Raw genomic sequence first — 24,509 nt, 5'->3', positions numbered from 1 at the left:
CGGTAACCGTGAAGCTCAACGCTAAAACCTTCGCTTTTGGGCTGCTCCTGCCAATCACCACCTCTGTACTTGCCCAGGACGGCATCTGGGACAGCCGAGAAGACTGGCAGCGGGTGAACGTCAGCTCTGGACGCCCTGTCATCACCCCTTTCAAGCCTGGTGACGATATCTTTCAGCCTTTCGATGCTTTCGCAGAACGCCCTCGCGTTTTCCTCACCGAGGATGAGGTCTTGGTTGGAAAACCTGAACGACTGACAGCTCCTGATGCTGACTCCTTGATCGTCCGCCAGGATAACCGCTCGATAACCTTCAAAGTGCCGTCAGCCTCAGCCGACCCCAGGCTTACGGCTACTGCTTTCTATGAAGAGCAGAAGATTGCCGGCATCGAGGTGAGACCAGACCAGTACTCTGGATTTCTTCTTTTCAGGGGTAATCGACCGCAGCCGCCACTCTTTTCAAAAGGGGCTGCGTGTCTAGCGCACCAGGGTGTGGAATACAGCAAGCCGGTCTTCGTGATAGACATGGCTCGTACAGTTCCAGCTGACTACGTTGCTCAGTACCTGAGGGACAACGCTCGAGCAGGCTACGGAGACGCAGCTCCCGTGGCCGGGGTATGGATGGGAAACAAATGGGAAAAGGCGCCGGAAGAGGCTCTGGATAGGACTCGCTATGGTGCCGCTGTGTGGTACCAGGGCAACATCCACGATGCACAACCGATTGAACGAGTCCGGGTTGGGGAGGAGCGGGCCTGTAGGGTGTTCAACGCGATCGCTGTGGCAGACATCACAGCGTACTACGCAACGCTGAAGAGGGAGAGGTAACGTCCCGCAATGCGAGAGGGGGTTGGACAGGCTCTGAAGCCGGGCAGCGTTGCCACAAATCGCAGGCACAAAAAAACCGCCTAGGGGGCGGTTTCTTTGATGTGTTTACTATCGCAGAAGAGGGTATCAGCCCTGTCGCCTGGGTAGAGTCCTGCTCTCTTTGCCAGACCATGTACGGCAAATGATATATAAAAGTAATTACTATCGCTTGACAATAGGTAGGCCACCTCAGGAAACATGCGGCCTGTAGCCTAGAAAGGCAAGCTTACGAAGGCCTCAATTTCCATTTTCCTGATCGAGCGCTTTTTGGAACTCGACCTCCTCCTCCAGGTTGAGGCCCATCTGCTCAGCCCACTCTGCTGCCAGTCGTCTGTAGACATCGAGCTCACGTATAGAGGCCTCGCTGACAGCGAGCTGCTCAGCCTGGCCGGCGATCATACCCTCGAGCTTTTCGATCGAGCGCTTAAGATCCAAAACCACCTGGCCAGGCACATAGTCCGAGGCACCTACAGCGTGCACCAGGGCGATTTTGAGGGCTTTGATTTCTTGCCCTTTCAAGACGATGTTATAGCCCGCGTTACGACCAGCCCCTGCTCTGTGAAAGCCCAACGGAGTATCCGCTGCGTGGAAACTGTTTCGAGCATGCTGCAGAGCAGGTTGCTCTCTTTGCCGTTGTCCTTATACCTCGGCATTTTGTCCAAGGTGTCCTGGCTGATCTTAAAGCTCGTGCGATCCTCTTCGGCTATAGACGCTGAGGTCACCGGTGCCACCTGGACGATGTCCTTCGATATCACTTTCACAACCACGGCCAGCCGGCGTTTGTGCATCTCGCCGAAAAGCTGTGTGTCGACGTATCGCTTGTTCGTGTGTAGCGCTGCGGTCGATCTTGCAATCTGTTGGACGAATCCGAAATTTACCTCGACCAAAGTGCCTTGGCGGATGAGCCTTTTGATTGGGGTTGCCCGGTTCTTTTTTAGCGTCTGGTACAGGAACTCTTCACTGTTCGTGTCGTGCCGGCGAACGATGATATTGAAGATCGCGGTATTGCCCTCAGCAGCCTGCTCGACCAAGATATTCTCAAGGCGCCATACATGGTGATCACGATTGAGAAAGCGCTTCGTCAAAAATACTGGGGGCGGATCTTCCCCTTCTTTCTGGCGAGGCGAGGCATCGAGGGAATCAACGCTTCCTTGATGTCTTCGTAGCTCTCGCTTCCCAATATTACGTGAGCAGGGTTGCCTTCACCGTCGAGGATCAGCTCCTGGTAGCGAACAATGATGGTCTGCATGCACGTCCTTGAGTCAAGCTTGGTAAGAGATGACAGATTTCGACTGTTTCTGCGCTACATTGGAAGTGACAGAAGATCCAGACACAAACAAAACTTGTTTTTCAGCAGGCTCATAAATAGAATCGGGAAAAATTCATTTTTTGGAGTATGCAAATGTCTAAATGGTTGAGTTTCGTCAGCTTGAGAAACACCTTGCGGAACAGCTTCAAGCCCTTGAGGCTCTGAAGGGGGATGAGGGGCTCAAGCGTGAGATCGAGTTTGAAGAAAAGCTGCGCGCACTTCTGGTTGAATACAACTGCAGCCTGCGCGAAGTAATCTCAATCCTTGACCCACAGGCTCACCTGCAAACTGCCACTCAGGCACCAGAGAAAGCACAGCGCCGCCCACGTGCAGTCAAGGTTTACCAAAACCCTCACAGCGGTGAAGTCATCGAAACTAAAGGTGGCAATCACAGGCAGCTGAAAGAGTGGAAAACTCAGTACGGTGCTGAAGAAGTAGAATCCTGGCTGTCCTGATTTTTGTCATACGATAGGGGGCGAAAGACCCTTATTGTCATACTATAATATTTTTGTAGATACAAAAAACGACCGAAGTCGTTTCCTGCCTATTCTGGGTTCAACAGCCCTCCCCTATCAGCCAGCTGCCAAGCTGCTCCATCAAACTCCCCACGGTTTAGTTGGCTTGACCAAGCTGTTATTACAATACATAAAATGACAATACAAAACTTATTTTTGTGCATATATTCTCCATGCGCCATTGTTAATTGTTGTTGGCGACATATAAGTTATACCACCTCAAAAAACTAAATCAATAGCACGCGGAAAAATATTATAATATTAAATGAACTTATAAGTTAATAAATAATAGAATTGGTTAGTATTAAATCAGGCATGATAATAAATGCCGGTTGATCAGACCGGCATTGTCTTCAGTTACTGCTTGGCAATGCGCTTGTAGATCGAATGGTTGGAAGGGCTACGCTCAATGTACTCGATGCCAAAATCGGCAGGGTTGGCCTTTACGTACTTGCCGAATTTCACCCGATCGGCACGATCCAGGCGGTTCCAAACCACAGGGCCGATGACCTGGGAGATCTCGAAACGCAGATCGTGCGGCAGTTCGAGGACTTTTTGCTTGAGCGCTGCAGTTGCATCACCCACTGGGTTGTCGTTTGCCTGCACATATGCCTCAACCACGGCCAATACGGCTGCTTGTGCATCGGCCTGCTTGGCTACCCAGGCAGAAATGGCGGGAGACGAGGAAAAATCGAGACTGAGCTTCATTGCGTGCTTCTCCGTGTAGGCTGACCAGACCTTTCATTCGGTCTACATAATTCTATAACAACAATATAATTACATTTTTAATATCGAAGCACAAGACTCTGGATCGATGGCGTCGGAAGCCTCAGTCCGCACGCCCCCCCCCCCTCTCCTGCAGGAAAGCGCGGGGAAAATCATTTTTGAGGCCAAAAAAAGCAGCCTTGTGTGGCTGCTCGGTCTTTGTGGGGGCATACAACTGTGGGCGTTCTGCTACCCATAATGGGCCACTGCAGCTGCAGGGCCCTGGGGTTAGTTCTGGATCAAGAGCGCTTCTTGATGAGATCCAGCAGCAGCTGGCCCTCAGGCATTGCTGACATCGTGCGCAGCAGCACGACATTTTTTTGCAGTGTCTTCTTTATCTCCGACGCCGAGATCGGTTTTGGTAGAACCTCAAAACCCTCCAGGCGCTGGAAGTGGCACTCATCCAGGAAGCCGCCGTGGATGCGTTTCTCCGTCACGCCAGTACCTTGGCCGTAAGCAACGATTCCCTTGCCATTCTCATACAGGAAGACTACATCGCCCTTTTGGATACGATCGATGTTGAGCTTCCAAGGATGATAGAACGCTGCCGCGCAGCCCTCGCTCAGCATGCGCTCGTGATCCTGCACGGAGTGACGCTTGTTCGTGTTGAGGATATGAAACTTCGAAGCGGGTAGCGCATCGATCTCTGCGGCTGCCTCCGCCACATCGTCGAGCTTCATTGCGTACTTCGCGGCCTCAACCCCCTTTTCGAGGAGCTTCAGCATCGTTTCTTGACGGCTGAGATCGAGCTGGTCGGCCAGGCCTTCGATGAACGAGTAGAGCTCTTTTTGCATGCGGAGAGTTGCGGAAACCTGATCGCCTTTGGCCTTCGCAGAGTTTTCGATGAGAGAGATGATGTCAGTCACAGAGTGGTGCTCCTTTCGATTTATGCGCCAAGCATCGCATGCAATTCCATTGCGATGCAATATTGATTCACATGTGTTTCAAAATAGTTTTTACCGACCAAAAACTAAGCTTTAGCTTCGAAATCCAGATATCCATGCCCGTTGGCACCGAAAAATAAGCTAAGATTTAGTTTTAAGGTACAGGATGCCCCATGACTGAAGTGATGCAGCTGCGTACAGCCGAGGACTTGGGCATAGCGGTTCGACAAGTCCGAAAGCAGCAGGCAATCATCCAGACTGACTTGGCACATATCCTCGGCAAGAGTCATGTGTTGCTCAGGGATATAGAAACGGGAAAAGGCACGGTAGCTATCGCAAGCGTGCTGCAGGTGCTGAACGAGCTGGGCATACGGCTCTACGCTGAGCTACCGGAGTAACCATGTCTCGCTTCGACGTCGACCTTTCCCGGGTAAGCCGCAGCCACTACATCACGGGCAAAGCCGCCATCAACGTCTACTGGCCGGATGCGACCACAGGGGGATGGCACCGAACCGCTTAATGGGACAAAGAGGCTGGCCAGGTGAAAGTCTCGCTCGCAGGCATACACTTTCCTGATACTACGGCCTACCTTGATGATGCCGGCATTGTGGACGCCGGCCCAAAGCTTCGTCGACGCGGCTGGAAAGTCGAACGCGAGATCTTCATCGCTGACCACTTCCGGGCAGCTGCCGACATGGTCATCGCCTGGTCTAGCAGTACCGCGCCTCGCTGCAACGTCGAACTCAACGATTGGTTCCCTGAAGACCAGGACTTCTGCAGGATCGTCGAGCTGCTGACTGCCGTCACCGCCAGGCTGGATCCCTTGCCAAGACAGCGGCTGGGTGGATGGCTCGAGGAGCAGCTTCGCCTATCTATGTGCCCGCGAACTCCGGGAACATTATGAGCGCGAGGATCTTGAGCCGGAGCTCGTGCTCAATGCGCGTCCACCACGTATCTGCCTCTCCTTCCTCGCCATTGCTTATTTCGTGAAAACCGTGCAAACCCCTACCTGGGCGAAAGAAATTCTGCCGTTATAAATAGTGTTGCCCTAGAAACAAAAAGGAGGTGGGCAACATCATGAAGAAACACCTAATCGATGCAGCAATTCAATTCACCGTTGGCCTGTTGCTGCTGTACATCGGCACGGGATCTCAGCCCCATGAAGCCGGGAGCAGCTTGCCGACTCGAGAAATACCTGGGCTGATGAGGGCTCAGTCGCCATACAGCATGGATGGGGTGAATGACTTGGCGCTTTCTGGGAAGGAGTGCCTCGGTCTAATCCCGGGGTGGCCTGGAATCAGCCAGAGCTGGAACCATCCGTGCTAGTCGGAGCCAGGGTGATCTGGGAGCACTTACGCTGAGAGGATGAATGCTTAGTATTTCCCAGTGAAAGTAACCAACCGGACACGAAGCCAGGCCCATCAGCCTGGTTATCGAAAAAAGCCGCCTACCCCGGGCGGCTTTTTCTTGCCCGCGAAAACCTCCACAGCCAATCACCGTTCCACCAGAAGGCAACACAGCTGTTGAGAAACCGCAATACCGCGCACAGCTATAGAGCAGCAGCCCATGCCAAAAATCCAAGCATTTGGCTTGCCTTACGGCATCCCCAAAAATATTTTCATTTTTTTTGCCACTTGCGCGATTTCTGAGACTCGGTCGTTATAAATACTATTGCCCTCAGAAAAGGAGGTAGGGCAATGGATGAAAAAACACCTGATTGATGCACTGATCCAATTCACCGTTGGCTTGCTGCTGCTGTACATAGGGGCGGGATCCCAGCCCCACGAAGCCGGCAACAGCTTGCCGACCCTACAAACACCTGAGCTGATAAGGGTTCACTCGCCCTACAACATGGATGGGGCGAATGACTGGGCTTCCTTCAGAGATGAAGGCCTCGGCGCGGGCCAGGTGCCTGCTCATATCAACCGGCGATTGAACTACCAGTGTTAGTTCGCTGCTGACTCATCAGATTCGGCGCCGGCGGCGCGCCGATCACAGAGCTCCAGTGCCCCCCAGACCAGGGGGCTTCGGTCTGCCGTTGTTACACCCCTGCATTAGCGGCAGGGGGCTCCAGCTGCCCTTCTCGCTCCCGCGTAACGCGCTCAATTTCTTCAAACAGCACCTCATGGCGATCCATGTCCACAATCCCTTCATCTCTCAAGGCCGATAGGTATCCGCAGGCAATACCACGGGCGGTTAGAAGCCGCTCCTTGCTCGTAGCCTTGTAGATCCGGTCAATTGTTTCCTGCAGCTTCGTCAGTGGCACTGAGCCTGGCAAAGCCGACACCTCCCATCCCAAGATCAACCCCTGCCGGTGCATCTCGGCCATGTTCCGGTCTGCCACCTGTTCCTGGGTCAGCTCTTGGTTGCCAGTGACCACTACCAGCACATGTACAGTTTTCTGCTCAAACCAGTCGTGGGGGTCGTTGGCTGAGGGCTGAACAGGGGTCTTGATAATGCTCATGGCCAGGGTCTCTTCGCTGATTTCGCTGTGGCTGCTCGAACGAGTCACGCCGTTGTGCCGCTAGCGTAACGCATTGATCGAGAAAAGAAGCTTGATGGGGTATTTCGCAACAATCCGCAGTGCTCGCCGGCGCCGGCTGTTGGCATGCAGTACGGCAGCAACCTGGCTTGAATCTCGCTCACTCGACCTCGGGTCGATCCGGGGTATTCCACTGCGCTTTGAGCCCCAGGGCTTTTACCAGCAGGTGATCAATCTCAGCTTGCGTGCTGGCCTCCAACTCGATGTCGGCCACCTTGATCCTCAGCTTTCTGCCGGCGCGGCCTGTTAGCCAGGCACCGAGGACTACGCCAATGACAGGCCCGCCGATACTGGCCAACTGAAGGGTGAACTCGCCGAACAGCTTGCTCTCTGAACCGAAGTCCCTGGTTATGTAGGGCAATGCGAAGACATCGCAGCCGTGGCAAGTCGGCTAGGATCGCCTCACGCAAGCGCATGCCGGTGGCTAGCGCCAACAGAACGATTGCAGCGGCTCGTAGCTGATGTTGGCTGCACAGCGCATTGACGATCTGGTTAACCTGTTCGCGGTCTTGGCCCTGCGGCACCGACTGTCGAACCCCGCTGCGCTTCATACCCAACGCCTTGCTCGGGCTGGGCAATTTCACGTACTGATCACCGCGAAGCGCCGCCATGGTTCTGTTAACACTGGAGAGTCGGTTTTGTGCGGTGCTGACGGCGAGATCACCGCGCTTAACCATGTCGCGCAGATACGCCGCGTAGTCGGCCAACACTTTCCGATCAATCCGCCGCGCATCATTGATACCGGGCCCTTCCTCAGAACGACACCACTTCACGAATGCCTGCCACCGATCGCTGTGCGCCTTGACCGTGCCGTAGTGGCCACCGCCGAACATGTCTTTCAGCGCCTGCGGCCCTGCATAGCTCAATTGCCTGCCGTAGCCAAAATTGCGGCCATCGCGTCTACCCACCAATGCCATGCCAGTCACCTCATCTTCCGCTCTCCGATCCTCGCCCCACGTCATCCCGCCAGGAATGCTGAGTGTTATCAGGGATCAAGGCCCCTGCGACCTGTGGGGAATGTCCTCTTCGCGGGACTGGCGGCTCCTTACAACCGGGAGCAAGGGCATCTCATGATCTGGCCTCCTGAACACCGATACCGGTGGGCGGGTGAAGGCAGCACTGGCTGACGAGACCAGCGCCTGAAGATCCTGAGCCATGTGCAAGCAGCAATGCGATGACCGGGGCATGCCTGACTGTCAGTCAGGTGCAGTCCATTCCGTGGTCTGCGGCACCATCATCTACAGCGCTGTTGCTGGTGACATCGGCGTTTGTCACGCCGATTGTCACGAGGGGGAATGCCGCAAAGCCTTGTGCGATCAGGGCTGCAGCAGTGGTAGAAGTGCCCGTCTCTTTCCAGAAGAAAGAGACGGGCACAGGTTGGCGCAATATTTCGGCCAAGCGGATAGGTTGCTGCAGAGCAGCGAGGTACGGCGTATCTGGCGCACGAGCGCTATATGTGTAAGAGCATCCATCACATGGGTAGTGACCGGGCGAGCTGCCGGATGCGAATCGCCCTTGGGTAGAGCCACCGCGAGAGCGGCGTGACTTTGAAGGCTCGGGTCACCTGGGGTGCTGTCAACGACAGCCTTTGCACTGTCTTTTCTACGCCCGCAATCCGAGAGGGTCAAGCGACTCGCCCGCTGGATTTTGCAGTTGAAAATGACGTTGGGTGTGTACGGAATCCCGTGGTTTCCAGTGGCCGATTTATTATTTTTGATTTTTCAGATGAGGTCCATCCAAACAGGGCGGCTTTGCAGCCCTGTTTGGATGGACCCGCATGGAAAAGCGGATCACCGACGCTTCAAAGCCGTGCGCTCACTCGACTGCGCCACGCCTTGCTCGTAGGCTAGAAACGTTTGCCCCGGTCTGATTCGCGAACTCATGCGGCGAGATATGCTCCTGCCGATTCGCTTCGAGGTAACGGCTCCACCAACTCATGATCATTCGCCGTTCCTCCAGGAACTCGGCCTTGTGGATATACGCCGCCCGAACGTTGTTGCGCTCCCTGTGACTCATCTGCCGTTCGATAGCCGTCTCGGACCAAAGCCCGGATTCGACCAAGGCACTGCACGCCATTGACCGAAATCCATGCCCGCAGATTTCGGTCTTGGTGTTGTAGCCCATGTTCCGCAAAGCGCTGTTGACCGTGTTCTCGGACATTGGCTTCCACGAGCGAGCGTCACTGGTGAACACCAGATCGAAATACCCGGTGATCGCATGAATCTGTTCGAGCAACGCCACCGCTTGCGGTGACAGCGGGACCAGATGGATGTCGCCCGCCATCTTCGTGCCCCTGGTCGAATACGGTACGCCGTCCAACGCGGGCCGCGTGTCAGGTATCTCCCATATGCCGCGCTTCAGGTCGAACTCACTCCAACGTGCGAAACGCAATTCGCTGGACCGAACAAACACATGCAGCGACAGCATGACGGTCAGCCGAGTGAGCGTGCGTCCCTTGTAGTTCTCGATACGATCCATCAACTCAGGCAAACGTGACAGCGGGAGTGCAGGCCGATGCGTAACCCGTGGCGCGCTGATGAAGCCCTCAAGGTCATACGCTGGGTTCACCGTGATCAGCCGTTGCCGCTTCGCCTCACGCATGATGCTTTGTAGGTAGTTTTGTACCCTCAGGGCCACATCGATCGTGCCGCGTTTCTTGATCTCTTCCAGCGGCTGCATGAGGTCGAAGGTATCCAGATCAACAATGGCGCGTGCGCCGAGCAGCGGAAATACGTGAGTCTTCAAACGACTGAGCACAGTCCGCGAATGGCCAGGCGCCCACTTCACGGACATTTCCTTATGCCAGTCCAAGGCAACGCGCTCGAATGTGTGGCCTCTCACAACCGCCTCGGCCTTGGCCTGCTGCTTGGACGCAATCGGATCAATGCCTTCAGCCAGCATCCGCTTAGTCTCCAGACGCTTCTGCCGAGCATCTGCAAGCCCGATGACGGGATAGTTGCCAAACGAGGTCAGCCCCTCTCGCCCATCCGGTTTCACATACCGGAAGCGCCAGCCTTTGCGGCCATTGGGGTAAACGAGGAGGTAAAGACCGTCACCGTCGAAAAGCTTGTATGGGCGGTCAGTAGGTTTGGCCGAGCGGCATGCGGTGTCGGTCAGGGGAGCAGTAGTACGAGCCATAAGGGTAAACCCCTTTATCGAATCGACTTTATCCCAAACGTTACCCCTAAATCGGTTGGCAGCTGCCGGATTCCGACGGAACGCCATAACGAAAAAACCCGCCAGAAGGCGGGTTTTAAGGGGGTTCCAGAGATTTTGGTAGCCTTCGCTGGAACCTGAACTGGTGCCGGAGACAGGAATCGAACCTGCGACCTTCGCGTTACGAGTTAGATGCTCTTATGTTTTACCAATCTTCATCACCCCCTACAGACCTATGCAAAATAGGGCTTTCAGCTTAGTCTTGGCTTAACGAACCATCACCAAGATGGACCATTTTTGATAGCCCGTGCTAGCCCAGTGCTAGCCAAGCGATTCAGGTTGAAGCCATGATGAAGCTGAAGTTCACCAAGACCGCCCTGATGGCCATCGAGCCGCCAGCCATTAACCGCTTGAACGTCTACGACACAGAGATACCCAAGCTGGTGCTTCGCATTACCGCAGCAGGCAGTCGTACCTTTTATGTGATCAAGCGGGTTGGCGCCATGGAGTGGATCAAACTCGGATCCTTCCCCGAGATGACAGTCGAGCAGGCTCGCACCAATGCACAGAAGGTGCTCAGCGAATTCGCCACCGGGGCCAATCCAGCAGCCGTCCGTCGAGCGATCCGAGAAGAGCCCACTTTCCTCGACGTGTTCCAGCAGTACCTGTCTGAAAAGAAAAAGCGTGACGGCTCCCCGCTTAGCGAACGCACCAAGCGCGACTATACGGATGTGGTGAACATGTATCTGGCGCCAATCCATAGCAGCAAGCTGTCGCAGATCACACGGTCCGAAATCAAGACAATTCACTCCAGGACGACGAAGAAAAGTCCCGCTCAAGCTGATCGCGCAATCATCGTCGTGTCGTCGGTCTACAACTTCGCTGCTGATCTCGAGCTGTTTACCGGCGCCAACCCTGCAAGCCGCATCCAAAAGAACCCCGCGCCATCACGGGATCGATTCGCCTTGGCCACCGAGCTTCCTTATCTGATGGAGGCCATCGCAGAGTCAGATCTTTGCGACTTCTTTTTGTTGTCACTGTTGACCGGCGCACGCCGCTCTAACGTGCAGGAGATGGCATGGCGCGATCTCGACCTCGACGCGGGCATCTGGCGTCTTGGCATGACCAAAAACGGAACTCCGCAAAACGTCACCCTCTCCCCGGAGGCCGTAGCCACACTCAAGAACCGGCAACCGCAGAAGAAGGGCTCCAGTTTCGTTTTTCCTGGAACGGGGAAAACTGGACACCTGGTCGAGCCAAAGAAGGCGTGGGCAACCGTGCTACGCCGTGCCAGCATGAGACGCTTGCTGGATCTGCTGGAGAAAGAGGAGAAGCTGAGCACCGAAGAACGCCAGACCGCCGACTTCGAACTTCTGACTGCTTCGGCAAAAGCAGAAAGGAAATACCGGGCACTGGCAGATAGCCTCGCCATAGATACGGCTTCGTATGACATGACCGATCTACGCATTCACGATCTGCGCCGCACGCTTGGCAGTTGGCAGGCGAAAACCGGCGCCTCGCTGGCGATCATTGGCAAAAGCCTCAACCACAAGACCCATCAGGCGACGCAGATTTATGCTCGCCTAGACCTGGACCCAGTTCGCCAATCGGTCAACACCGCAACACAAGCGATGCTTGAGGCTGCGGGTTTGAAGGAGCCCGCCAAGGTGCTTGATCTACACCAGAACCATCGCAAATGAATGGAGACGCAATGACTGTCGAAATCGCTGATCATCAAAAACAACTCAAACGACAGCTTGCGGCGGTCGAATTGCTGGAAAAGGAATTCCTCGGTTTCCTTTGGGCAGATGTCCCCGCAACTCCCGACCAGCTCCTGGAGCGATTCGAACGGCTTTTTTCTGAATTAGATTTATCAGAAGGGTTGTCGCCGATCCTCGTTATGCAACTCTTCGAACGTCTTGAACAAAAATCTTTTCATGAGATACGAAAACCTACGGCGCTTGCCGAAACAACCCGCCCCGAGGACATGGGGGAGCTTCTGCCGTCAAGATTTATCGAAAACGCGCATGCGGTTCGCACGCACGCCTATCGAGAAATGCAATCCAGGCAAGCTAGCGCAGCCAGCAAGGGACCTCGTCCTACCCAAAACCATACCAAGCGTGAAGCAGTGGAGCGACTGCTGATAGAGCGGATAAAAAGTGGAGAGTTTGATATCAATGACAAAAGGGCTCCTGGGAAATTTGCGGAGGAGATGTGTACTTTTTATAAGGAGCTAAATCGTCCACCAACTGTCGTCAAATGGGTAAAAAAAATTCTAGGACACCAAGCGCCTTCGGTGTAACGACATCCAGATTCGTTTACCAGAGACTATCCCTGACCGGTCAAAACCTGCAGGACACCATGTAGTCCTGCCAAGCTTAATTCCGTAAAGGGTTTCTCCATGCAAGGCACGACCACCAATCAAATCGAGGCAATCAAGACCGAAATTGCCGCGCAACTTGGCTACGACCCCAAAACCCCTCCCGTCCATGTAGACGACAAGCAAGCAGCCCAGATCCTGGGCGTGAAGGTCAGCACTCTCTCCGTCTGGCGCTCTACCGGTCGCTATAACCTCCCCTTCCTCAAAGTCGGTCGTCTGGTGCGCTATCGAGTGAGCGGCCTGGCCGAATTCCTGGCCCGCCGCACTGCCGACCACACCGGAAAGTCCCTCTGAGCGCAGCCGGCTTTCTCGGCGCGCTTTCACCGTACCGCTTGTGCACCTCTCCGAGGTGCGCATAAGCGCTGCACGAATCGACTTTTACTGCATCTCACCGACAAGTACATAAGCTCAATGGCAAATATGCTCATTCGACTACTTAACAGGGGTGACAAAGTTAGTATCGACTTAGGACGGCTATCTATTCGCCCGAAGAGCCAGAAGGAAATACCACAAGAATGGCTGGATGAACATTCGAATGCGATTATCAAAGATATTCTTTCTGGCCTAGGGATAGACGCATACCAGTATTATGAGTATGGGGCTGACTGTTATGGAGCGAGACATTCTGAGGGCGTGACCCTTCATTTTCGCTCTGTGGTACAGCGGTCCCACGCCTATGCGATTTACAATGCTGATTTATATCGTTCAAGAAACACGGCAACAGGGCTGAAGGGTGAGAGGTTACCTGCTGGCCAATTTCGAATTAAAAACCAGCGGTGGGGCTTTCACAAATTCTGGGAGCGCTCCGGTCTGAAGTTCCCCCCGCGCTTATCCTCATTCCACGACTACATGGGCAACCTGAAGGGAATTCTGTTCATCGCCGACGGTAGCGACAGTGGCTCCGAACGCCTCGATAAAAAGACATTGCGCCCCCTCTCGGTAACTGCTGAGGAGATAGAGAGGGCCTTGCTGGCAGACAACAGCCTGACAGTGTCCAGCCAAAAGGCAGACAATTTCCGGACAAACCTGCCAGACAAGGAATTCGCTCCAGGCCACGGGAAACAAGGCTCACAGGCAAGATTAAACACGTGCAGCTCGCCGCACGGTAAAGCGGTAAACAGGAGCAGGGGTGTGGTACACCATTATCCGACGCAGGAAACGCCTCCCAAGTTTCAAGAAAACGAAGAATGGCTAGAACGCTGCTTCGGCAAAACCTAGACCAATTGCTGCCAGATTTGTGATACCGCATAGCTGTGGTGAGCCTGTCATTCAAATGACGACAGCTCACCACCCCAATCCTATTGAAGCAAGCTACTGCAGCTTTAGTGATTCCGCATGAGCGTTTCGATCGCCGTCAATTGCGCTGGCGTAATACGGAGACCGAGAGTATTGATTCGGTGGAGCCACTCCTCGGCACTCAACCGTTCACCACGCCTCACGAGATATCCGAAATCAGCAATTGCCTGTTGAAGTGCCTCAACCATGTCGAAATAGACCGGGCCGCCATCAAATCTCACGCTGAGCCAACCGAGCCAGAAACGTCTGATGCCAAACCTGGATTGGAGATGCTTCTTCTCACCAGCCCACCTGCCCTCATGCTCAAGCAGCACGCCTCTCCGCGCCCCATCCATGGATGCTCTCTCTTGTCGTATGACGGTTAACCGCGAACTGGGCCCAACAAGCCAAACCATAAAATGGGTCGTAAATACCGTGGCCGTATAGGCATCATAACGGGACGATTCTTTCCATGGCAAGAATCTCCGCAACCCTCGACAACGACGGCAGTCTGAAAAAGCTCGGTGCAGCAATTCGGGCCCGCCGCCTGGCGCTCGCGCTTTCTCAGGAAGCACTAGCCGATGCGGCAGGCGTGGATCGTTCTCACATGGGGAAGATCGAGAGGGGGGAAAGGAATGTCACCTTCCTGAATATCTTGCGCATCGCCGTTGCAGTGGAATGCAAACCGTCCGAGCTGTTGGTCGATGCAAGCCTCTAGCGTCACCTGGTGGCTGCCAAGTGCGCCGGTGGCCGGTGAGTCATCCTGCGGCTGATAACAAACCAGTTGCCTGCCCTACCAACGCCCGAGCCAGGTAACGATCCAACGCTTCTAGCGGGTCTCCATTCGGGCTGAACCAAACACCCGCATCAGACACGACGCACATTGCGCATTGCTCATCTATGAGGTCGATTAAATGGAAAGAATCACCTGGTTTGCCGCAGATAACCCCGAGAAGAAACGCATCCCTGAATGGCGCCGCTCGTGCGGTTTCAGCGACAAGGGGACCATTTTCGTGCCCGCCGCCATGGCAGGAGACGAGACAGAATTCAATGTGATGCTATGCGCTCAGGGTGACCGGCAACCTCTTGCGATACACCTCGATCATTACTTCGTCTGCAGCACCTGGCTCAAGCAGGAATTTCCCAAGCACCTCGAACTGATAGAGATCATCGAGAACCGTGTCCATCAAGCCATTGCGGAAATGGCCCAACAGAAAGCGAAATTTGAAGCGCTCTAAATTCGCCCGCCGCAAGCATGACCCCGCGTTTCAGCAGATTGCTCGAAAACGCGCGAGATCATCGGGACGAAGGCCGTCGCCCCCAGATCAAATCTAGTGCCCTACGCCATACCAGGTATCGGGCTTGAACCCGACCTAGGGAAACGTCCCGATGTGCTGGAAACCCAGTCGCTCGTATAGCCCGACACTGCCTTCATTCGACAAAGCAATGCAGTGATACCCCGAACGCTTCAGAACCGTCAGCAGCACGTCATAGAGCTGCTGACCAACCCTACTGCGGCGTTGGCCCTCGGCGACATAGACCGTCATACCCACCGCCCTGCGGTACGCCGCATGCGCCCTGTGCTGACTGGCATAGGCATATACCGACTACCCACCCTTCCCGTACGGCTACCAGATAGGGGAAGGTTTGCAGCGTCGTGGCGATCCGCTGACGCATTTGCTCCACACTTCGATTGGCCGGATGGAGCGCGATAGGCAGTTAGATGGCCTGGATCGCTTCTGTATTCTCTGATCTAGCGACACGAATCTCCATTCCGATAGACATCGGGCGGCACCACCCTGCTCAGGTATTCCACTGCCTCATTTACGCTGTTGCGCGCGGTACGGGTGACGCCGATCAGCGTCGCCAAGGCCTGGCCGGTCCCGTCGCCTTGCTGACCTACCAGAGCGCGTCCCGTCAACCTCAACCCTGCGGTTCTCATCCAGCACATCCAACGCCCCCAAGTGATCTGAGCCGACCGTCGCGGAGCCGACGTTGTGCAGGGATTCCAATGGTTCGTCATTCACTATTACACCGCAGATAGAGCAGCCGGTCAGGCTGAGTGCTCGGAACATCTCGGCCAGCAGTTGCTGTTCGGCTTCGGCGCTGAGCCGGTTCAGGGTGAAGTCTATGAAGATCCGGCTGGCCCATCCTGTAGCGACGACAGGAGAACGCTCAATCCCGAAGTGCAGCTTTCCTCCAGGGCGAGGTCGCTATCGATGTCGCGCGGCACCGTGCCTTGGAGCGTCTTGCCCCCCAGCGTGGCGGGACAGTTCGGGCAGCGTCAAGAGTCGAACGGGACGCGAATTGGCGACCAGCGTTCTGCTTTTGCGAAGGGAACGCGGTCGTGGTATGCAATGAGCAGCTCACCACGGACCGCATAGTCGAACATGACCGCTGCCGCCCCATTGCGGACGTCCCCCAGAGGCTGCTTTCGGCCAAAAGCAGACGCTTAGGAGGCCTCAGTTATGGGGTATGAAGAAGAGTCGGGGGCTAACGCTTTTTCAAATGGCAGATGAGATTTCCCCTGCTAGCAAGTGTCAATTACTCGTCTCGTCTCGGATCAGCCCAGCTATCCAATCGGCGAACGAGCTCACAGCGGGCGAAAGAAATCGCTGATGCGGGTACAGCAGGTTCACGGGCACCGGATCCGGTTGCCAATCAGCAAGCACTTCGATCAGCCGTCCTTGCTGCAGGTGCTCGCTCACCACGTTCTCAGCGAGCTGAATCAACCCGAAACCATCAAGGCACATTTTGATGTAGAGCCCAGTCTCGTTGACGGCGGCTGTACCGTTTACCGGGACTGAGATCTTTTCAGTAGCGCGTGCGAAGCGCATTTCACCAGCTTGCCTAGCGCTGCCCGAAAAGTAGTGGATGGCCCGGTGGTGCGATAGGTCGTGTGGTGTTTGCGGAGTACCGTTCTCTTCGAGATAGGCGGCAGACGCACAGGTCACCCAGCGAAACCGGCCGAGTGGACGCGCAACGAGCGTCGAATCATGGAGCTCGCCCGTACGAATCACGCAATCGACGCCCTCCTGAACCAGATCAACAGGTCGATCATTCACACCTATCATCAGGTAGATATCCGGGTAGCACCGGTAAAAGTCGTACAGATTCGGCATGACAATGAAGTGGGCAATACCGCCCGGCATATCGACACGCAGACGCCCCTGCGGCCGTTTTATGGAGTCCGTCAGGCTGGTCTCCGTGTGTTCGATAAGCTCCAATATTTCCCGGCATTGCGTCAGATACCTTGCGCCCTCCGGCGTAAGGCTGACCCGCCGCGTTGTTCGGTTGAGCAGTCGCACCTGCAGGTACTTCTCAAGATTTTTGACGCTGCTGGTGACCGTCGAGGCCGGTAGAGAGAGCGTCTGCGCCGCTTGAATAAAGCTTCCTGCCTCAGCCACGCGGACGAAAACCTGCATCGCTTGAATACGATCCATGGCGGTTAGCAGCCTCAAAACAGTGATCGGGAACGGCGTTATTATTCGCCAATACTGAATAATAAAAACAGTTTACCCATCTTTTTCTGGCAGTATCGCCTTACGTACATTTCTTCCAACGAAATTTGAAGAGGTGTACTGATATGGCGGAATACAACCGCAGCATCGTGCAGGCCCCGGCCGCTCAGGCCGCCCGCACACTTATCCGCAGCGCCACTGTGCTGAGCATGGACGGCGACGTCGGCAATCTGGTGCGTGGCGATATCCTTATCGAAGGCAGCACCATCGCGGCCATCGGTGAACATATCGAAGCCGGCGACGCTGTTGTGATCGAGGCATCTGGCATGATCGCCATGCCGGGCATGGTCGATACGCACCGCCACTCCTGGGAAGGGCAACTACGGCGAATCAATCCGAACGCCGCAACCCTGGAGGACTACTGCAACGCCACCCACTTTTCGTTCGCCAAATACTATCGTCCGGCGGACATGTACATCGGCAACCTGCTGAGTGCATTGGGCTGCATTGATGCCGGTATCACGACCTTGGTGGACAACTCGCACAACAGCCGCACCGGCGCTCACTCCGACGCTGCGGTCGAGGCGCTGCTTGATGCTGGTATACGCGCCGTACATGCCTCGGGGGCGCCGGTTGCGGGTGAGTGGGACAAAGCCCATTGGCCGGGCAACCTAGAGCGCCTGCAGGAAAAATACATCAAGAACGGTGACAACCCGCTACTCTCGCTGGCGGTGATGGCGCAGCTGGAACCTGAGCTGTGGGCTGAGGCCAGACGCCTGGGGCTGCCGATCATCACCGAGTTTTTTGGCGGGGACATGGCTGCTGAGTTGGAAGGTTTGCATCGCGAAGGCCTGCTGCGGTCCGACAACATCTTCAACCACTGCACCGCGCTGCCGGACGCCGGCTGGAAGATCCTTCGCGAGGCTGGCGTGAGAGTCAACGTATGCCCGCGTTCAGATGCTCACTACGGCATTGAAGATGGAATGTTCGCCATGCGGTCGGCCAAGCGTCACGGCATCAGTCCAGGGCTGAGCGTTGATAATGAAACCTCCTACAGCGGCGACATGTTCATGGAGATGCGGGTGGCGTTCTACCTGCAACGCGTCATGGGCATGCACCAGCAGCGCTGCTGCGGTGAAGATCATAATCCAGTAGTGACCCTACCCGCCCACGGCCTGCTCAAAGCCGCCACGCTAGACGGCGCCACCTGCGCTGGCCTGCAGGACAAAGTCGGGAGCTTGGTTCCAGGCAAACAGGCGGATCTGATCCTGATCAACGCGCAGGACATCAACCTTTACTCGTCAGGCAACGCCTTTGGCACCGTTGTACATGCGGCCGAGCGCAGCAATGTAGACACGGTCATGATTGGTGGGCGTATCGTCAAACGCGGCGGCAAAGTGCTGGGTGTGGACAGCGAAAGGCTGCGTGCGGCGATCGACGAGTCCCGTGAGCATCTGTTTGCTGCTGCAGGCTATCAACCGGATATGTTTGTCGAGACATTCCTGCCGCTTGAGTCAGCCTAATAAGGAGACGCGAGATGAACGCAGCCTACTACCTGCTGGCCGTCTGTGCTGGGCTTGGCATCACTCTGCAGACCACGCTGAATGGCCAACTCTCTAAAGGTGTAGGTGGAGATTCCGTAGCGGCAGCGCTGTTCTCTTTCACTGCCGGCGCGGTATGCCTGGGCATCTTCTCATTAATGCGAGGCGGGATAGTGGCCTCACTGGCGGCTATCCCTACCCAACCCTTATGGAACCTGCTGGGCGGTTTGCTGGGTGCCGGTGCGCTACTTAGCTATGTGGTGCTTGCCCCAAAGATCGGTCTGTCAGCCCTGCTCGGCCTCGCTATCGCCGGGCAGATCATTGCGTCACTGGTTATCGATCATTTCGGCTTGATGGGAGCATTGGAAAGGCCGGTGTCTCCCATTAAGTTGGTCGGGGCGATGGTGATGCTCGCAGGCCTGGCTATCGCCCTGTTCGGTGACAGGTGGTCAGCACTTTTCTCCAACTGATTGCCTTGTTTACCCCATCCTGTTTTGTAGGTCGTAACCATGTTTAAAACCCTAACCGATACCACCAGCCTACTTGGCGAGTGCCCTGTCTGGTGTGAAAGAACCGAACGTCTGTTCTGGACCGACATCCCCGGCTGTGAGTTGCGTGCTCTGGATCTCACAAGCGGTGAAGTGCAGCGCTGGTCACTGCCCGAGTCGCTAGGTTCATTTGCCCTCACGGCAAACGAAGACGTATTGCTAATGGGGTTGGCATCCTGCCTGGGCTACTACCAACTGACCACCGGTCGTTTCAGCAAAATTGCAGCCACGCCGGGTGCCCCCGGAACCCGTATCAATGACGGCCGCTGCGACCGCATGGGCAACTTTGTATTCAGTACGATGGACGCAGCTGAGCATGTGCAAACCACCGGCAGATTTCATCGACTCAACGCGGCAACGCTCGAAACAGAAACGCTCGACCTTCCCGAAGTAGCGATTCCGAACAGCATCTGTTTCAGTCCGGACGGCTCTACCCTCTACTACGCCGATTCCCTTCTGGGATGCATTTCCTGCTGCGATTACCCCTCGCTGGAAAACCAGCGCGTGTTCACGACAGTTGACGGTCAAGGCGCTCCAGACGGTTCGTGCATTGATGCTCAAGGCTTTCTCTGGAATGCCGAATGGGGCGGCAGCAGAGTGGTGCGTTATACGCCCGATGGAAAAGTCGATCACGTAATCTACTCCCCGTGTGTTCAGACCACTTGCCCGGTATTAGCGGGCCCCGGTTATGCAACGCTGTACAGCACCAGCGCGTTGATAGGACTGAATAAGCCGACAAATTCGGATGGGGCGCTCATAAAAGCCGAAGCTATTGTCGCCGACGGACTGCCTGAAGAGCGATTTTCAGGGCGCCTGAACTAAATAGAAATCTAGCCTGGCGCGTCGTCCTAAATGCCAATTTCGTAGACGCCTCGGAATGAACACTTCTGGCCGTTTTTTGACTATCGCCACCGGCAGCAATTGGCCGATCTGTGCCGTTCGTGGAGGGCAGAAAACGGCCAGAACCGTACGGTCACAACATGTTCTAACCGATATCGATAAGAGGCAATCCGCTAAACGCTCTTGAGAAACCTATGCCATGCGTACTGGTTCGTGTGTGTCAATCGCCATGGTGGCGATTTACGGCACTGCATCAGGCGTTTGCCGTGTGTCACGGGTCTATACTAATTTCTATATTTTGATCAGATCCATCCTTAATCACCGCACAGCCCACCAGGCAGAACACGTGAAACATTCGACACTTACTGCCGCGCTGCTCTGCCTATTACTTGGCACTCCCGTGAGGGCCGAGCAGTATCAGGTCGTTACTGAAGAGTGGGCGCCGTACAACTACCAGCAGAAAAATCACCTCACCGGCATGGCCACGGAGATCGTTCGAGCCATAATGGCGCGGACCGGGGATGACTTTGAGGTGGTGGTGCTGCCCAGTATGCGAAGCGCCCGTGTATTGAAGACCCGGCCCAAGACCATCATGTATTCACTATTCCGCACGGCAGAGCGCGAACCGCTATACAAGTGGGTCGGACCGATCGTGGAAGAGTCCATTCACCCCTATCAGTTAGCCAATACGCAGCAGCCGGTGAATTCCTTGGAGCAGCTACTTCACGCCCCAAAAATTACGACGAGACATGCCGGCCTGATACCCGAGACTCTGCAGTCGCGGGGCTTCAACAACCTCGAAAAAACTGCAACCGAGAGCCTGCAGCTCTATCGCATGCTGCTAGCCGGGCGCACCGACATCATCATAGGCGACACCGATGCGGGAGTGGTTTACTACAGCCGCCAGTTGAACATCGCCCCCGGCACGCTGCGGCAGATTCCCATCGAGCTCTATCGCTCATCGCTGTACATCGCCTTCAGCCGCGACTGTGACGACGAACTGGTAGCCTCCTGGGCCCACGCCCTAGAGCAACTGCGCCACTCGGGCGAACTGGAGCGCATCCAGGATCGATACTATCACCCCATCGGGCAATGACAGCGCGGAACCAGCGCAAGCCCGCTTCGCACTTATCCAGCATCGCTCTCACTCAACGAGGAGGATAAGTCATGAACTTTTTTGCAACACGCAGCCATCAGCCTTCGAATAAGGGAATGGCCGCATGGCGACGGTCGGAGTCAGGCCGTCGCTAACGGCCAGAAGCAGTCGGTGCCACTACGATTGATTGGGATAACAGGTCATTTGTAGTGTTTGAAGCTCTGGCAGATCATGTCTAGGTCATCCCACGGCGTGCTGTGCTGCCCCGCATGACCACAACCCGGAAGATGCTCAAAAGCCTTTCCTCGGTGAGTCTCAGGCTGCCTGGAATGACATGTCCTGCAAGACACAACTCCACCAGCAAGTCGCCAGCGCGTATTCCAATTAATCAAATCTTCGTTTGCTGTCATGACGTTATCCGGTTGGCATCCGTCCATCATATCCGAGTAGATTCCTACGCACTCGCTTCGTTCATCGCGGCTCCCGAAGTTCCATCCGTGTCTTTCTATGCCAACTTCTGACCATGAAATTGTTCCGCGCCTGTCAGCTTTGGGTCGAAAGCGGTCACTTGCGAACAGCGGCTTTCGACCCAAAGCAGACGTTGGCGAGGAAAACCCGCCCTCCAAATCCTTTCAGTTCTTGCCAGGGCTCGCTGAGAAAGGGCTGGGTCAGCCTCTGAAAATTCCGGCTAGGCATATCCGTTGGCCTTATATGCGCAGTATGTGAACTGCTAGACCAGCCACTGCACAGGCGAACAGTACCTGGATTACACCTCGCTTGAAGAGAAACAAAGCCATTGCAGCTGCAAGCGCGATCAGCGCTGAAGGCCAGTCAAACGTCCCGCTGAAGCCCGTTGGCCAAAGCACGTGATAGCCGAAGAACATAGCGAGGTTCAGGATCACGCCCACCACAGCGGCGGTGATGCCTGTCAGCGGTGCGGTGAACTTCATCTCGTTGTGGGTCGATTCCACCAGTGGGCCACCGGCGAGAATGAATAGGAACGATGGCAGGAAGGTGAACCAGGTGACTAGGCTCGCGGCGACTGCGCCGGCAAGGAAAGGCCTTTCTGCTCCGAACATCGGATTCACGTAGCCACCCACGAAGCCGACGAAGGCAACCACCATGATCAGAGGCCCCGGAGTGCTTTCCCCCAAGGCGAGGCCATCAATCATCTGGGTTGGCGTCAGCCACCCGTAATGCCCGACAGCGCCTTGGTAGACATAGGGCAGCACAGCGTATGCACCGCCAAACGTCATCAGTGCGGCCTTGGTGAAGAACCAGCTCATCTGCGTCAGGGTGCCGCCCCAGCCAAACGACAGCGTCAACAGTCCCGTGGGCAGGACCCAGAGCCCTGCACCGACTAGCAGCAGGCGTGCCAGATGTCCCCAGTTGAAACGGGCATGCTCAGGGGCCGGGGTGTCGTCATCGATAATGGCCGGGCCGTAGCTGTTCTTCGCGGCCACATGCCCGCCACCGATCACGAATTTGCTTGGGGCGAGGCGACCACCCACGTAGCCAATGATGGCGGCGACCAGCACGATTAGCGGGAATGGCACATTGAGGGCGAAGATGGCCACGAACGAGGCACCGGCCATGGCCCACAGCCAGCCATTCTTCAGGGCTCTCGAGCCAATCCGGTGAGCTGCATGGAGGACAATGGCCGTGACCGCCGGCTTGATGCCATAGAAGATTCCCGCGACTACCGGCACCTCGCCAAAAGCGACGTAAACCCAAGACAAGCCGATCAGGATGAACAGTGAAGGCAGCACAAACAATGCGCCGGCAATCACTCCGCCCCAGGAGCGGTGCATGAGCCAGCCGATGTAAGTGGCGAGCTGTTGAGCCTCAGGGCCAGGCAGCAACATGCAGTAGTTCAGCGCGTGCAGAAAACGCTTCTCGCTGATCCAGCGCCGACGCTCAACCAATTCCTGGTGCATGATCGAAATCTGCCCGGCGGGCCCACCAAAGCTGATGAAACCCAGTTTGAGCCAGAACAGGAAGGCTTCACAGAGGCCGACTGACTGCTGAGCCGCTTGTGATGGCGGCTGTTCACTCACTGTGGAGGTCTCAACCATTTGGGTATTCTTCACTTGTGAAAGCCCTCAGCAGGCCATCCATGGCTCCCGTGACCATTCTCAGTTGATCGTCATCAGCCAATGCGTATTTCCAAACCTGAGAGGAAATGCTCAATATCTGGAGCCTCGGAAGATTGATGTAGCCGATAGATTTGAGTATCGGCTAGCTCTCCATCGCCAAGCCGCTCTTGGATGACCGCAATCGCCCCAAATCGGCAACTCATGAGTAGACGCTAGAATTCGTCAGCCCCCATACCAGCGTGATGGGATAATCTGCGTTGCGTGAGCATTGCATCCATATACCCGGTTCGTTTTCCTGAGCCAAGCGTCTACCATCCTAGAAACCCTGAATAGCGCTGTGCTCCGGTAGATGCATGACTATGCCACCCCGGCAGGTACTCAATCGACTAGGACTCCGCTGTATGAGGTGGTTACATCTCCTACTCATCTGTGTCCGAAACTGTGGACTCGCCCCAAAACAGCTCCCGGGAAAAGCCGCTAGTGGCCCGTATGGCTAATTCGCTTGCTCAACCTTCACAGTTGAAAGCGCTGCACCACACCATTCAGATCGACCGCCAACCGCGACAGCTCCTGGCTCGCAGCACTGGTCTGATCGGCACCTGCTGAGCTTTGCTGCGACAGGTCACGGATATTCAGCAGGTTGCGATCAACCTCACGGGCGACATTGGCCTGTTCTTCCGAGGCGCTGGCTATCACCAGGTTGCGCTCGTTGATGGCGGAAATCGACTGGGCAATCTCGTCAAGTGCCATACCCGCCGCACGGGCCACTTCCAAGGTGAAATCGACCCGCTCACAACTGGTACGCATCGCCGCCACGGCCTGACTGGTGCCTTGGTCGATGGCCGCTATCATCTGTTCAATTTCCTGGGTCGATTGCTGGGTCCGGTGCGCCAGTGCCCTTACCTCATCGGCCACCACCGCAAAGCCGCGTCCCTGCTCTCCGGCGCGGGCCGCTTCGATAGCGGCGTTGAGCGCCAACAGATTGGTCTGTTCGGCAATGGCACGAATGACCGAGAGCACCTGGCTGATGTCACGTACATGATTGGCCAGATGCTCGACACTGCCGGAAGTCTGCGTGACGTCCTCGGCTAGTCGAACAATGGAGCTTACCGTCCAATGTCATCAACCTAAGCTGCAGCCCTGCCCAAGGCAAGCCCCCCGAAGCAGCCAGCCGCCATGGCCGTCGGGCGATGACCAGGCCTCTGCCGCTCAATCAGGCGGTCTAGCTGGGCTGGCGGTGA

25 protein-coding genes and 2 pseudogenes are annotated in these 24,509 nt (G+C 55.7%); 15 read left to right on the top strand and 12 right to left on the bottom strand.

What is annotated here, in order from left to right; translation table 11 throughout:
• The first annotated feature begins 8 nt into the window (after positions 1-8).
• Positions 9-821: a hypothetical protein gene (locus tag PSEMO_RS29080; protein ID WP_075806322.1), complete on the top strand. Its 813-nt coding sequence runs from the start codon at positions 9-11 to the stop codon at positions 819-821.
• A 276-nt stretch (positions 822-1,097) separates the two neighbouring features.
• Here the strand turns inward: PSEMO_RS29080 and PSEMO_RS33990 are convergent, their stop codons facing one another.
• The 3 genes from PSEMO_RS33990 to PSEMO_RS33980 are packed head-to-tail and all read right to left on the bottom strand — an operon-like array spanning position 1,098 to position 2,109.
• On the bottom strand, positions 1,098-1,379 hold the full coding sequence (locus tag PSEMO_RS33990; protein ID WP_256721259.1) for a hypothetical protein: 282 nt from the start codon (positions 1,377-1,379) through the stop codon (positions 1,098-1,100).
• Positions 1,376-1,891: a type II toxin-antitoxin system PemK/MazF family toxin gene (locus tag PSEMO_RS33985; protein ID WP_256721257.1), complete on the bottom strand. Its 516-nt coding sequence runs from the start codon at positions 1,889-1,891 to the stop codon at positions 1,376-1,378. The genes PSEMO_RS33990 and PSEMO_RS33985 overlap by 4 nt, the downstream gene beginning before the upstream one ends.
• A 50-nt stretch (positions 1,892-1,941) precedes the next feature.
• On the bottom strand, positions 1,942-2,109 hold the full coding sequence (locus PSEMO_RS33980; RefSeq protein WP_256721256.1) for a hypothetical protein: 168 nt from the start codon (positions 2,107-2,109) through the stop codon (positions 1,942-1,944).
• 161 nt (positions 2,110-2,270) lie between these two features.
• Between PSEMO_RS33980 and PSEMO_RS29070 the strand changes: the two genes are divergently transcribed.
• Positions 2,271-2,624 (top strand): histone-like nucleoid-structuring protein, MvaT/MvaU family, encoded by a 354-nt coding sequence (locus tag PSEMO_RS29070; RefSeq protein ID WP_075806321.1) that lies wholly within the window; start codon positions 2,271-2,273, stop codon positions 2,622-2,624.
• A 417-nt stretch (positions 2,625-3,041) separates the two neighbouring features.
• Here PSEMO_RS29070 and PSEMO_RS29065 read toward each other — a convergent pair whose 3' ends face one another.
• Together PSEMO_RS29065 and PSEMO_RS29060 are read right to left on the bottom strand one after the other, a co-directional pair.
• Complete coding sequence (locus PSEMO_RS29065) at positions 3,042-3,392, bottom strand: hypothetical protein (RefSeq protein ID WP_075806320.1); 351 nt, start codon at positions 3,390-3,392, stop codon at positions 3,042-3,044.
• A 296-nt stretch (positions 3,393-3,688) separates the two neighbouring features.
• A complete protein-coding gene (locus PSEMO_RS29060) occupies positions 3,689-4,315 on the bottom strand; it encodes a hypothetical protein (protein ID WP_075806319.1) in 627 nt (208 codons plus the stop codon).
• A gap of 191 nt (positions 4,316-4,506) precedes the next feature.
• Here PSEMO_RS29060 and PSEMO_RS29055 point away from each other — a divergent pair, with 191 nt between their 5' ends.
• The 3 genes from PSEMO_RS29055 (at position 4,507) to PSEMO_RS29040 (ending at position 6,283) form a co-directional block, all read left to right on the top strand.
• Positions 4,507-4,731, top strand: a complete 225-nt coding sequence (locus tag PSEMO_RS29055) for a helix-turn-helix domain-containing protein (RefSeq protein ID WP_075806318.1) — start codon at positions 4,507-4,509, stop codon at positions 4,729-4,731.
• Between the two features lie 143 nt (positions 4,732-4,874).
• The gene (locus PSEMO_RS29050; RefSeq protein WP_256721255.1) at positions 4,875-5,237 is read left to right on the top strand and encodes a hypothetical protein; all 363 of its coding nucleotides are present in this window, start codon (positions 4,875-4,877) and stop codon (positions 5,235-5,237) included.
• A 797-nt stretch (positions 5,238-6,034) separates the two neighbouring features.
• Positions 6,035-6,283: a hypothetical protein gene (locus PSEMO_RS29040; protein WP_075806316.1), complete on the top strand. Its 249-nt coding sequence runs from the start codon at positions 6,035-6,037 to the stop codon at positions 6,281-6,283.
• Positions 6,284-6,374: 91 nt separating this feature from the next.
• Here the strand turns inward: PSEMO_RS29040 and PSEMO_RS29035 are convergent, their stop codons facing one another.
• The 3 genes and pseudogenes from PSEMO_RS29035 to PSEMO_RS29020 form a co-directional block, all read right to left on the bottom strand.
• Entirely contained in the window at positions 6,375-6,797 is a 423-nt protein-coding gene (locus tag PSEMO_RS29035) for a hypothetical protein (RefSeq protein WP_075806315.1), read from the bottom strand.
• A gap of 452 nt (positions 6,798-7,249) precedes the next feature.
• Positions 7,250-7,792, bottom strand: a pseudogene (locus PSEMO_RS29030) (integrase domain-containing protein); the annotation flags it as partial.
• An 898-nt stretch (positions 7,793-8,690) separates the two neighbouring features.
• On the bottom strand, positions 8,691-10,013 hold the full coding sequence (locus PSEMO_RS29020) for a tyrosine-type recombinase/integrase (RefSeq protein WP_075806512.1): 1,323 nt from the start codon (positions 10,011-10,013) through the stop codon (positions 8,691-8,693).
• 365 nt (positions 10,014-10,378) lie between these two features.
• Between PSEMO_RS29020 and PSEMO_RS29015 the strand changes: the two genes are divergently transcribed.
• From PSEMO_RS29015 to PSEMO_RS28990, 6 genes are all read left to right on the top strand, one after another.
• Entirely contained in the window at positions 10,379-11,731 is a 1,353-nt protein-coding gene (locus PSEMO_RS29015) for a tyrosine-type recombinase/integrase (protein WP_256721254.1), read from the top strand.
• An 11-nt stretch (positions 11,732-11,742) separates the two neighbouring features.
• Positions 11,743-12,333 carry a hypothetical protein gene (locus PSEMO_RS29010; protein WP_075806313.1) on the top strand — a complete coding sequence of 197 codons (591 nt, stop codon included), beginning with the start codon at positions 11,743-11,745 and terminating at the stop codon, positions 12,331-12,333.
• A gap of 99 nt (positions 12,334-12,432) precedes the next feature.
• The gene (locus tag PSEMO_RS29005) at positions 12,433-12,705 is read left to right on the top strand and encodes a helix-turn-helix domain-containing protein (RefSeq protein WP_075806312.1); all 273 of its coding nucleotides are present in this window, start codon (positions 12,433-12,435) and stop codon (positions 12,703-12,705) included.
• Between the two features lie 117 nt (positions 12,706-12,822).
• Positions 12,823-13,629 (top strand): hypothetical protein, encoded by an 807-nt coding sequence (locus PSEMO_RS33305; RefSeq protein WP_144443643.1) that lies wholly within the window; start codon positions 12,823-12,825, stop codon positions 13,627-13,629.
• Between the two features lie 529 nt (positions 13,630-14,158).
• A complete protein-coding gene (locus PSEMO_RS28995; RefSeq protein WP_009402735.1) occupies positions 14,159-14,404 on the top strand; it encodes a helix-turn-helix domain-containing protein in 246 nt (81 codons plus the stop codon).
• 196 nt (positions 14,405-14,600) lie between these two features.
• Positions 14,601-14,924, top strand: a complete 324-nt coding sequence (locus tag PSEMO_RS28990; RefSeq protein WP_075806311.1) for a hypothetical protein — start codon at positions 14,601-14,603, stop codon at positions 14,922-14,924.
• A gap of 135 nt (positions 14,925-15,059) precedes the next feature.
• Here the strand turns inward: PSEMO_RS28990 and PSEMO_RS33975 are convergent, their stop codons facing one another.
• Entirely contained in the window at positions 15,060-15,233 is a 174-nt protein-coding gene (locus PSEMO_RS33975; protein ID WP_256680142.1) for a GNAT family N-acetyltransferase, read from the bottom strand.
• A gap of 993 nt (positions 15,234-16,226) precedes the next feature.
• Entirely contained in the window at positions 16,227-17,129 is a 903-nt protein-coding gene (locus tag PSEMO_RS28980) for a LysR family transcriptional regulator (protein ID WP_075806309.1), read from the bottom strand.
• A gap of 143 nt (positions 17,130-17,272) precedes the next feature.
• On the opposite strand from PSEMO_RS28980, the gene PSEMO_RS28975 reads away from it, so the two are divergent.
• From PSEMO_RS28975 to PSEMO_RS28960, 4 genes are all read left to right on the top strand, one after another.
• Positions 17,273-18,670 (top strand): amidohydrolase family protein, encoded by a 1,398-nt coding sequence (locus tag PSEMO_RS28975; RefSeq protein WP_075806308.1) that lies wholly within the window; start codon positions 17,273-17,275, stop codon positions 18,668-18,670.
• A 14-nt stretch (positions 18,671-18,684) separates the two neighbouring features.
• Entirely contained in the window at positions 18,685-19,158 is a 474-nt protein-coding gene (locus PSEMO_RS28970; protein WP_075806307.1) for a DMT family transporter, read from the top strand.
• A gap of 39 nt (positions 19,159-19,197) precedes the next feature.
• Positions 19,198-20,058: an SMP-30/gluconolactonase/LRE family protein gene (locus PSEMO_RS28965; protein WP_075806306.1), complete on the top strand. Its 861-nt coding sequence runs from the start codon at positions 19,198-19,200 to the stop codon at positions 20,056-20,058.
• Positions 20,059-20,422: 364 nt separating this feature from the next.
• A complete protein-coding gene (locus PSEMO_RS28960) occupies positions 20,423-21,172 on the top strand; it encodes a substrate-binding periplasmic protein (RefSeq protein ID WP_075806305.1) in 750 nt (249 codons plus the stop codon).
• Between the two features lie 707 nt (positions 21,173-21,879).
• On the opposite strand, the gene chrA is transcribed toward PSEMO_RS28960, so the two are convergent.
• Positions 21,880-23,247, bottom strand: a complete 1,368-nt coding sequence (chrA, locus tag PSEMO_RS28955; protein WP_075806304.1) for a chromate efflux transporter — start codon at positions 23,245-23,247, stop codon at positions 21,880-21,882.
• Positions 23,248-23,781: 534 nt separating this feature from the next.
• A pseudogene (locus PSEMO_RS28950) lies at positions 23,782-24,381 on the bottom strand (methyl-accepting chemotaxis protein); the annotation flags it as partial.
• Positions 24,382-24,509: the final 128 nt, after the last annotated feature.

The sequence above is a fragment of the Pseudomonas putida genome (assembly GCF_001941965.1).
Taxonomy (GTDB): domain Bacteria; phylum Pseudomonadota; class Gammaproteobacteria; order Pseudomonadales; family Pseudomonadaceae; genus Aquipseudomonas; species Aquipseudomonas putida_L.
This window is presented reverse-complemented; position numbering and strand designations above follow the sequence as displayed.

What these genes read in the sequence shown, in the direction of transcription:
- PSEMO_RS33305 (WP_144443643.1), top strand. Translation starts at nt 12,823, where the DNA reads ATGGCAAATATGCTCATTCGACTACTTAACAGGGGTGACAAAGTTAGT.
- PSEMO_RS28975 (WP_075806308.1), top strand. Translation starts at nt 17,273, where the DNA reads ATGGCGGAATACAACCGCAGCATCGTGCAGGCCCCGGCCGCTCAGGCC.
- PSEMO_RS28965 (WP_075806306.1), top strand. Translation starts at nt 19,198, where the DNA reads ATGTTTAAAACCCTAACCGATACCACCAGCCTACTTGGCGAGTGCCCT.
- PSEMO_RS29010 (WP_075806313.1), top strand. Translation starts at nt 11,743, where the DNA reads ATGACTGTCGAAATCGCTGATCATCAAAAACAACTCAAACGACAGCTT.
- PSEMO_RS29040 (WP_075806316.1), top strand. Translation starts at nt 6,035, where the DNA reads ATGAAAAAACACCTGATTGATGCACTGATCCAATTCACCGTTGGCTTG.
- PSEMO_RS29070 (WP_075806321.1), top strand. Translation starts at nt 2,271, where the DNA reads ATGGTTGAGTTTCGTCAGCTTGAGAAACACCTTGCGGAACAGCTTCAA.
- PSEMO_RS29015 (WP_256721254.1), top strand. Translation starts at nt 10,379, where the DNA reads ATGATGAAGCTGAAGTTCACCAAGACCGCCCTGATGGCCATCGAGCCG.
- PSEMO_RS28990 (WP_075806311.1), top strand. Translation starts at nt 14,601, where the DNA reads ATGGAAAGAATCACCTGGTTTGCCGCAGATAACCCCGAGAAGAAACGC.
- PSEMO_RS28970 (WP_075806307.1), top strand. Translation starts at nt 18,685, where the DNA reads ATGAACGCAGCCTACTACCTGCTGGCCGTCTGTGCTGGGCTTGGCATC.
- PSEMO_RS28995 (WP_009402735.1), top strand. Translation starts at nt 14,159, where the DNA reads ATGGCAAGAATCTCCGCAACCCTCGACAACGACGGCAGTCTGAAAAAG.
- PSEMO_RS29035 (WP_075806315.1), bottom strand. Translation starts at nt 6,797, where the DNA reads ATGAGCATTATCAAGACCCCTGTTCAGCCCTCAGCCAACGACCCCCAC.
- PSEMO_RS29005 (WP_075806312.1), top strand. Translation starts at nt 12,433, where the DNA reads ATGCAAGGCACGACCACCAATCAAATCGAGGCAATCAAGACCGAAATT.
- chrA (WP_075806304.1), bottom strand. Translation starts at nt 23,247, where the DNA reads ATGGTTGAGACCTCCACAGTGAGTGAACAGCCGCCATCACAAGCGGCT.
- PSEMO_RS28980 (WP_075806309.1), bottom strand. Translation starts at nt 17,129, where the DNA reads ATGGATCGTATTCAAGCGATGCAGGTTTTCGTCCGCGTGGCTGAGGCA.
- PSEMO_RS29055 (WP_075806318.1), top strand. Translation starts at nt 4,507, where the DNA reads ATGACTGAAGTGATGCAGCTGCGTACAGCCGAGGACTTGGGCATAGCG.
- PSEMO_RS29065 (WP_075806320.1), bottom strand. Translation starts at nt 3,392, where the DNA reads ATGAAGCTCAGTCTCGATTTTTCCTCGTCTCCCGCCATTTCTGCCTGG.
- PSEMO_RS29020 (WP_075806512.1), bottom strand. Translation starts at nt 10,013, where the DNA reads ATGGCTCGTACTACTGCTCCCCTGACCGACACCGCATGCCGCTCGGCC.
- PSEMO_RS33975 (WP_256680142.1), bottom strand. Translation starts at nt 15,233, where the DNA reads ATGACGGTCTATGTCGCCGAGGGCCAACGCCGCAGTAGGGTTGGTCAG.
- PSEMO_RS33980 (WP_256721256.1), bottom strand. Translation starts at nt 2,109, where the DNA reads ATGCAGACCATCATTGTTCGCTACCAGGAGCTGATCCTCGACGGTGAA.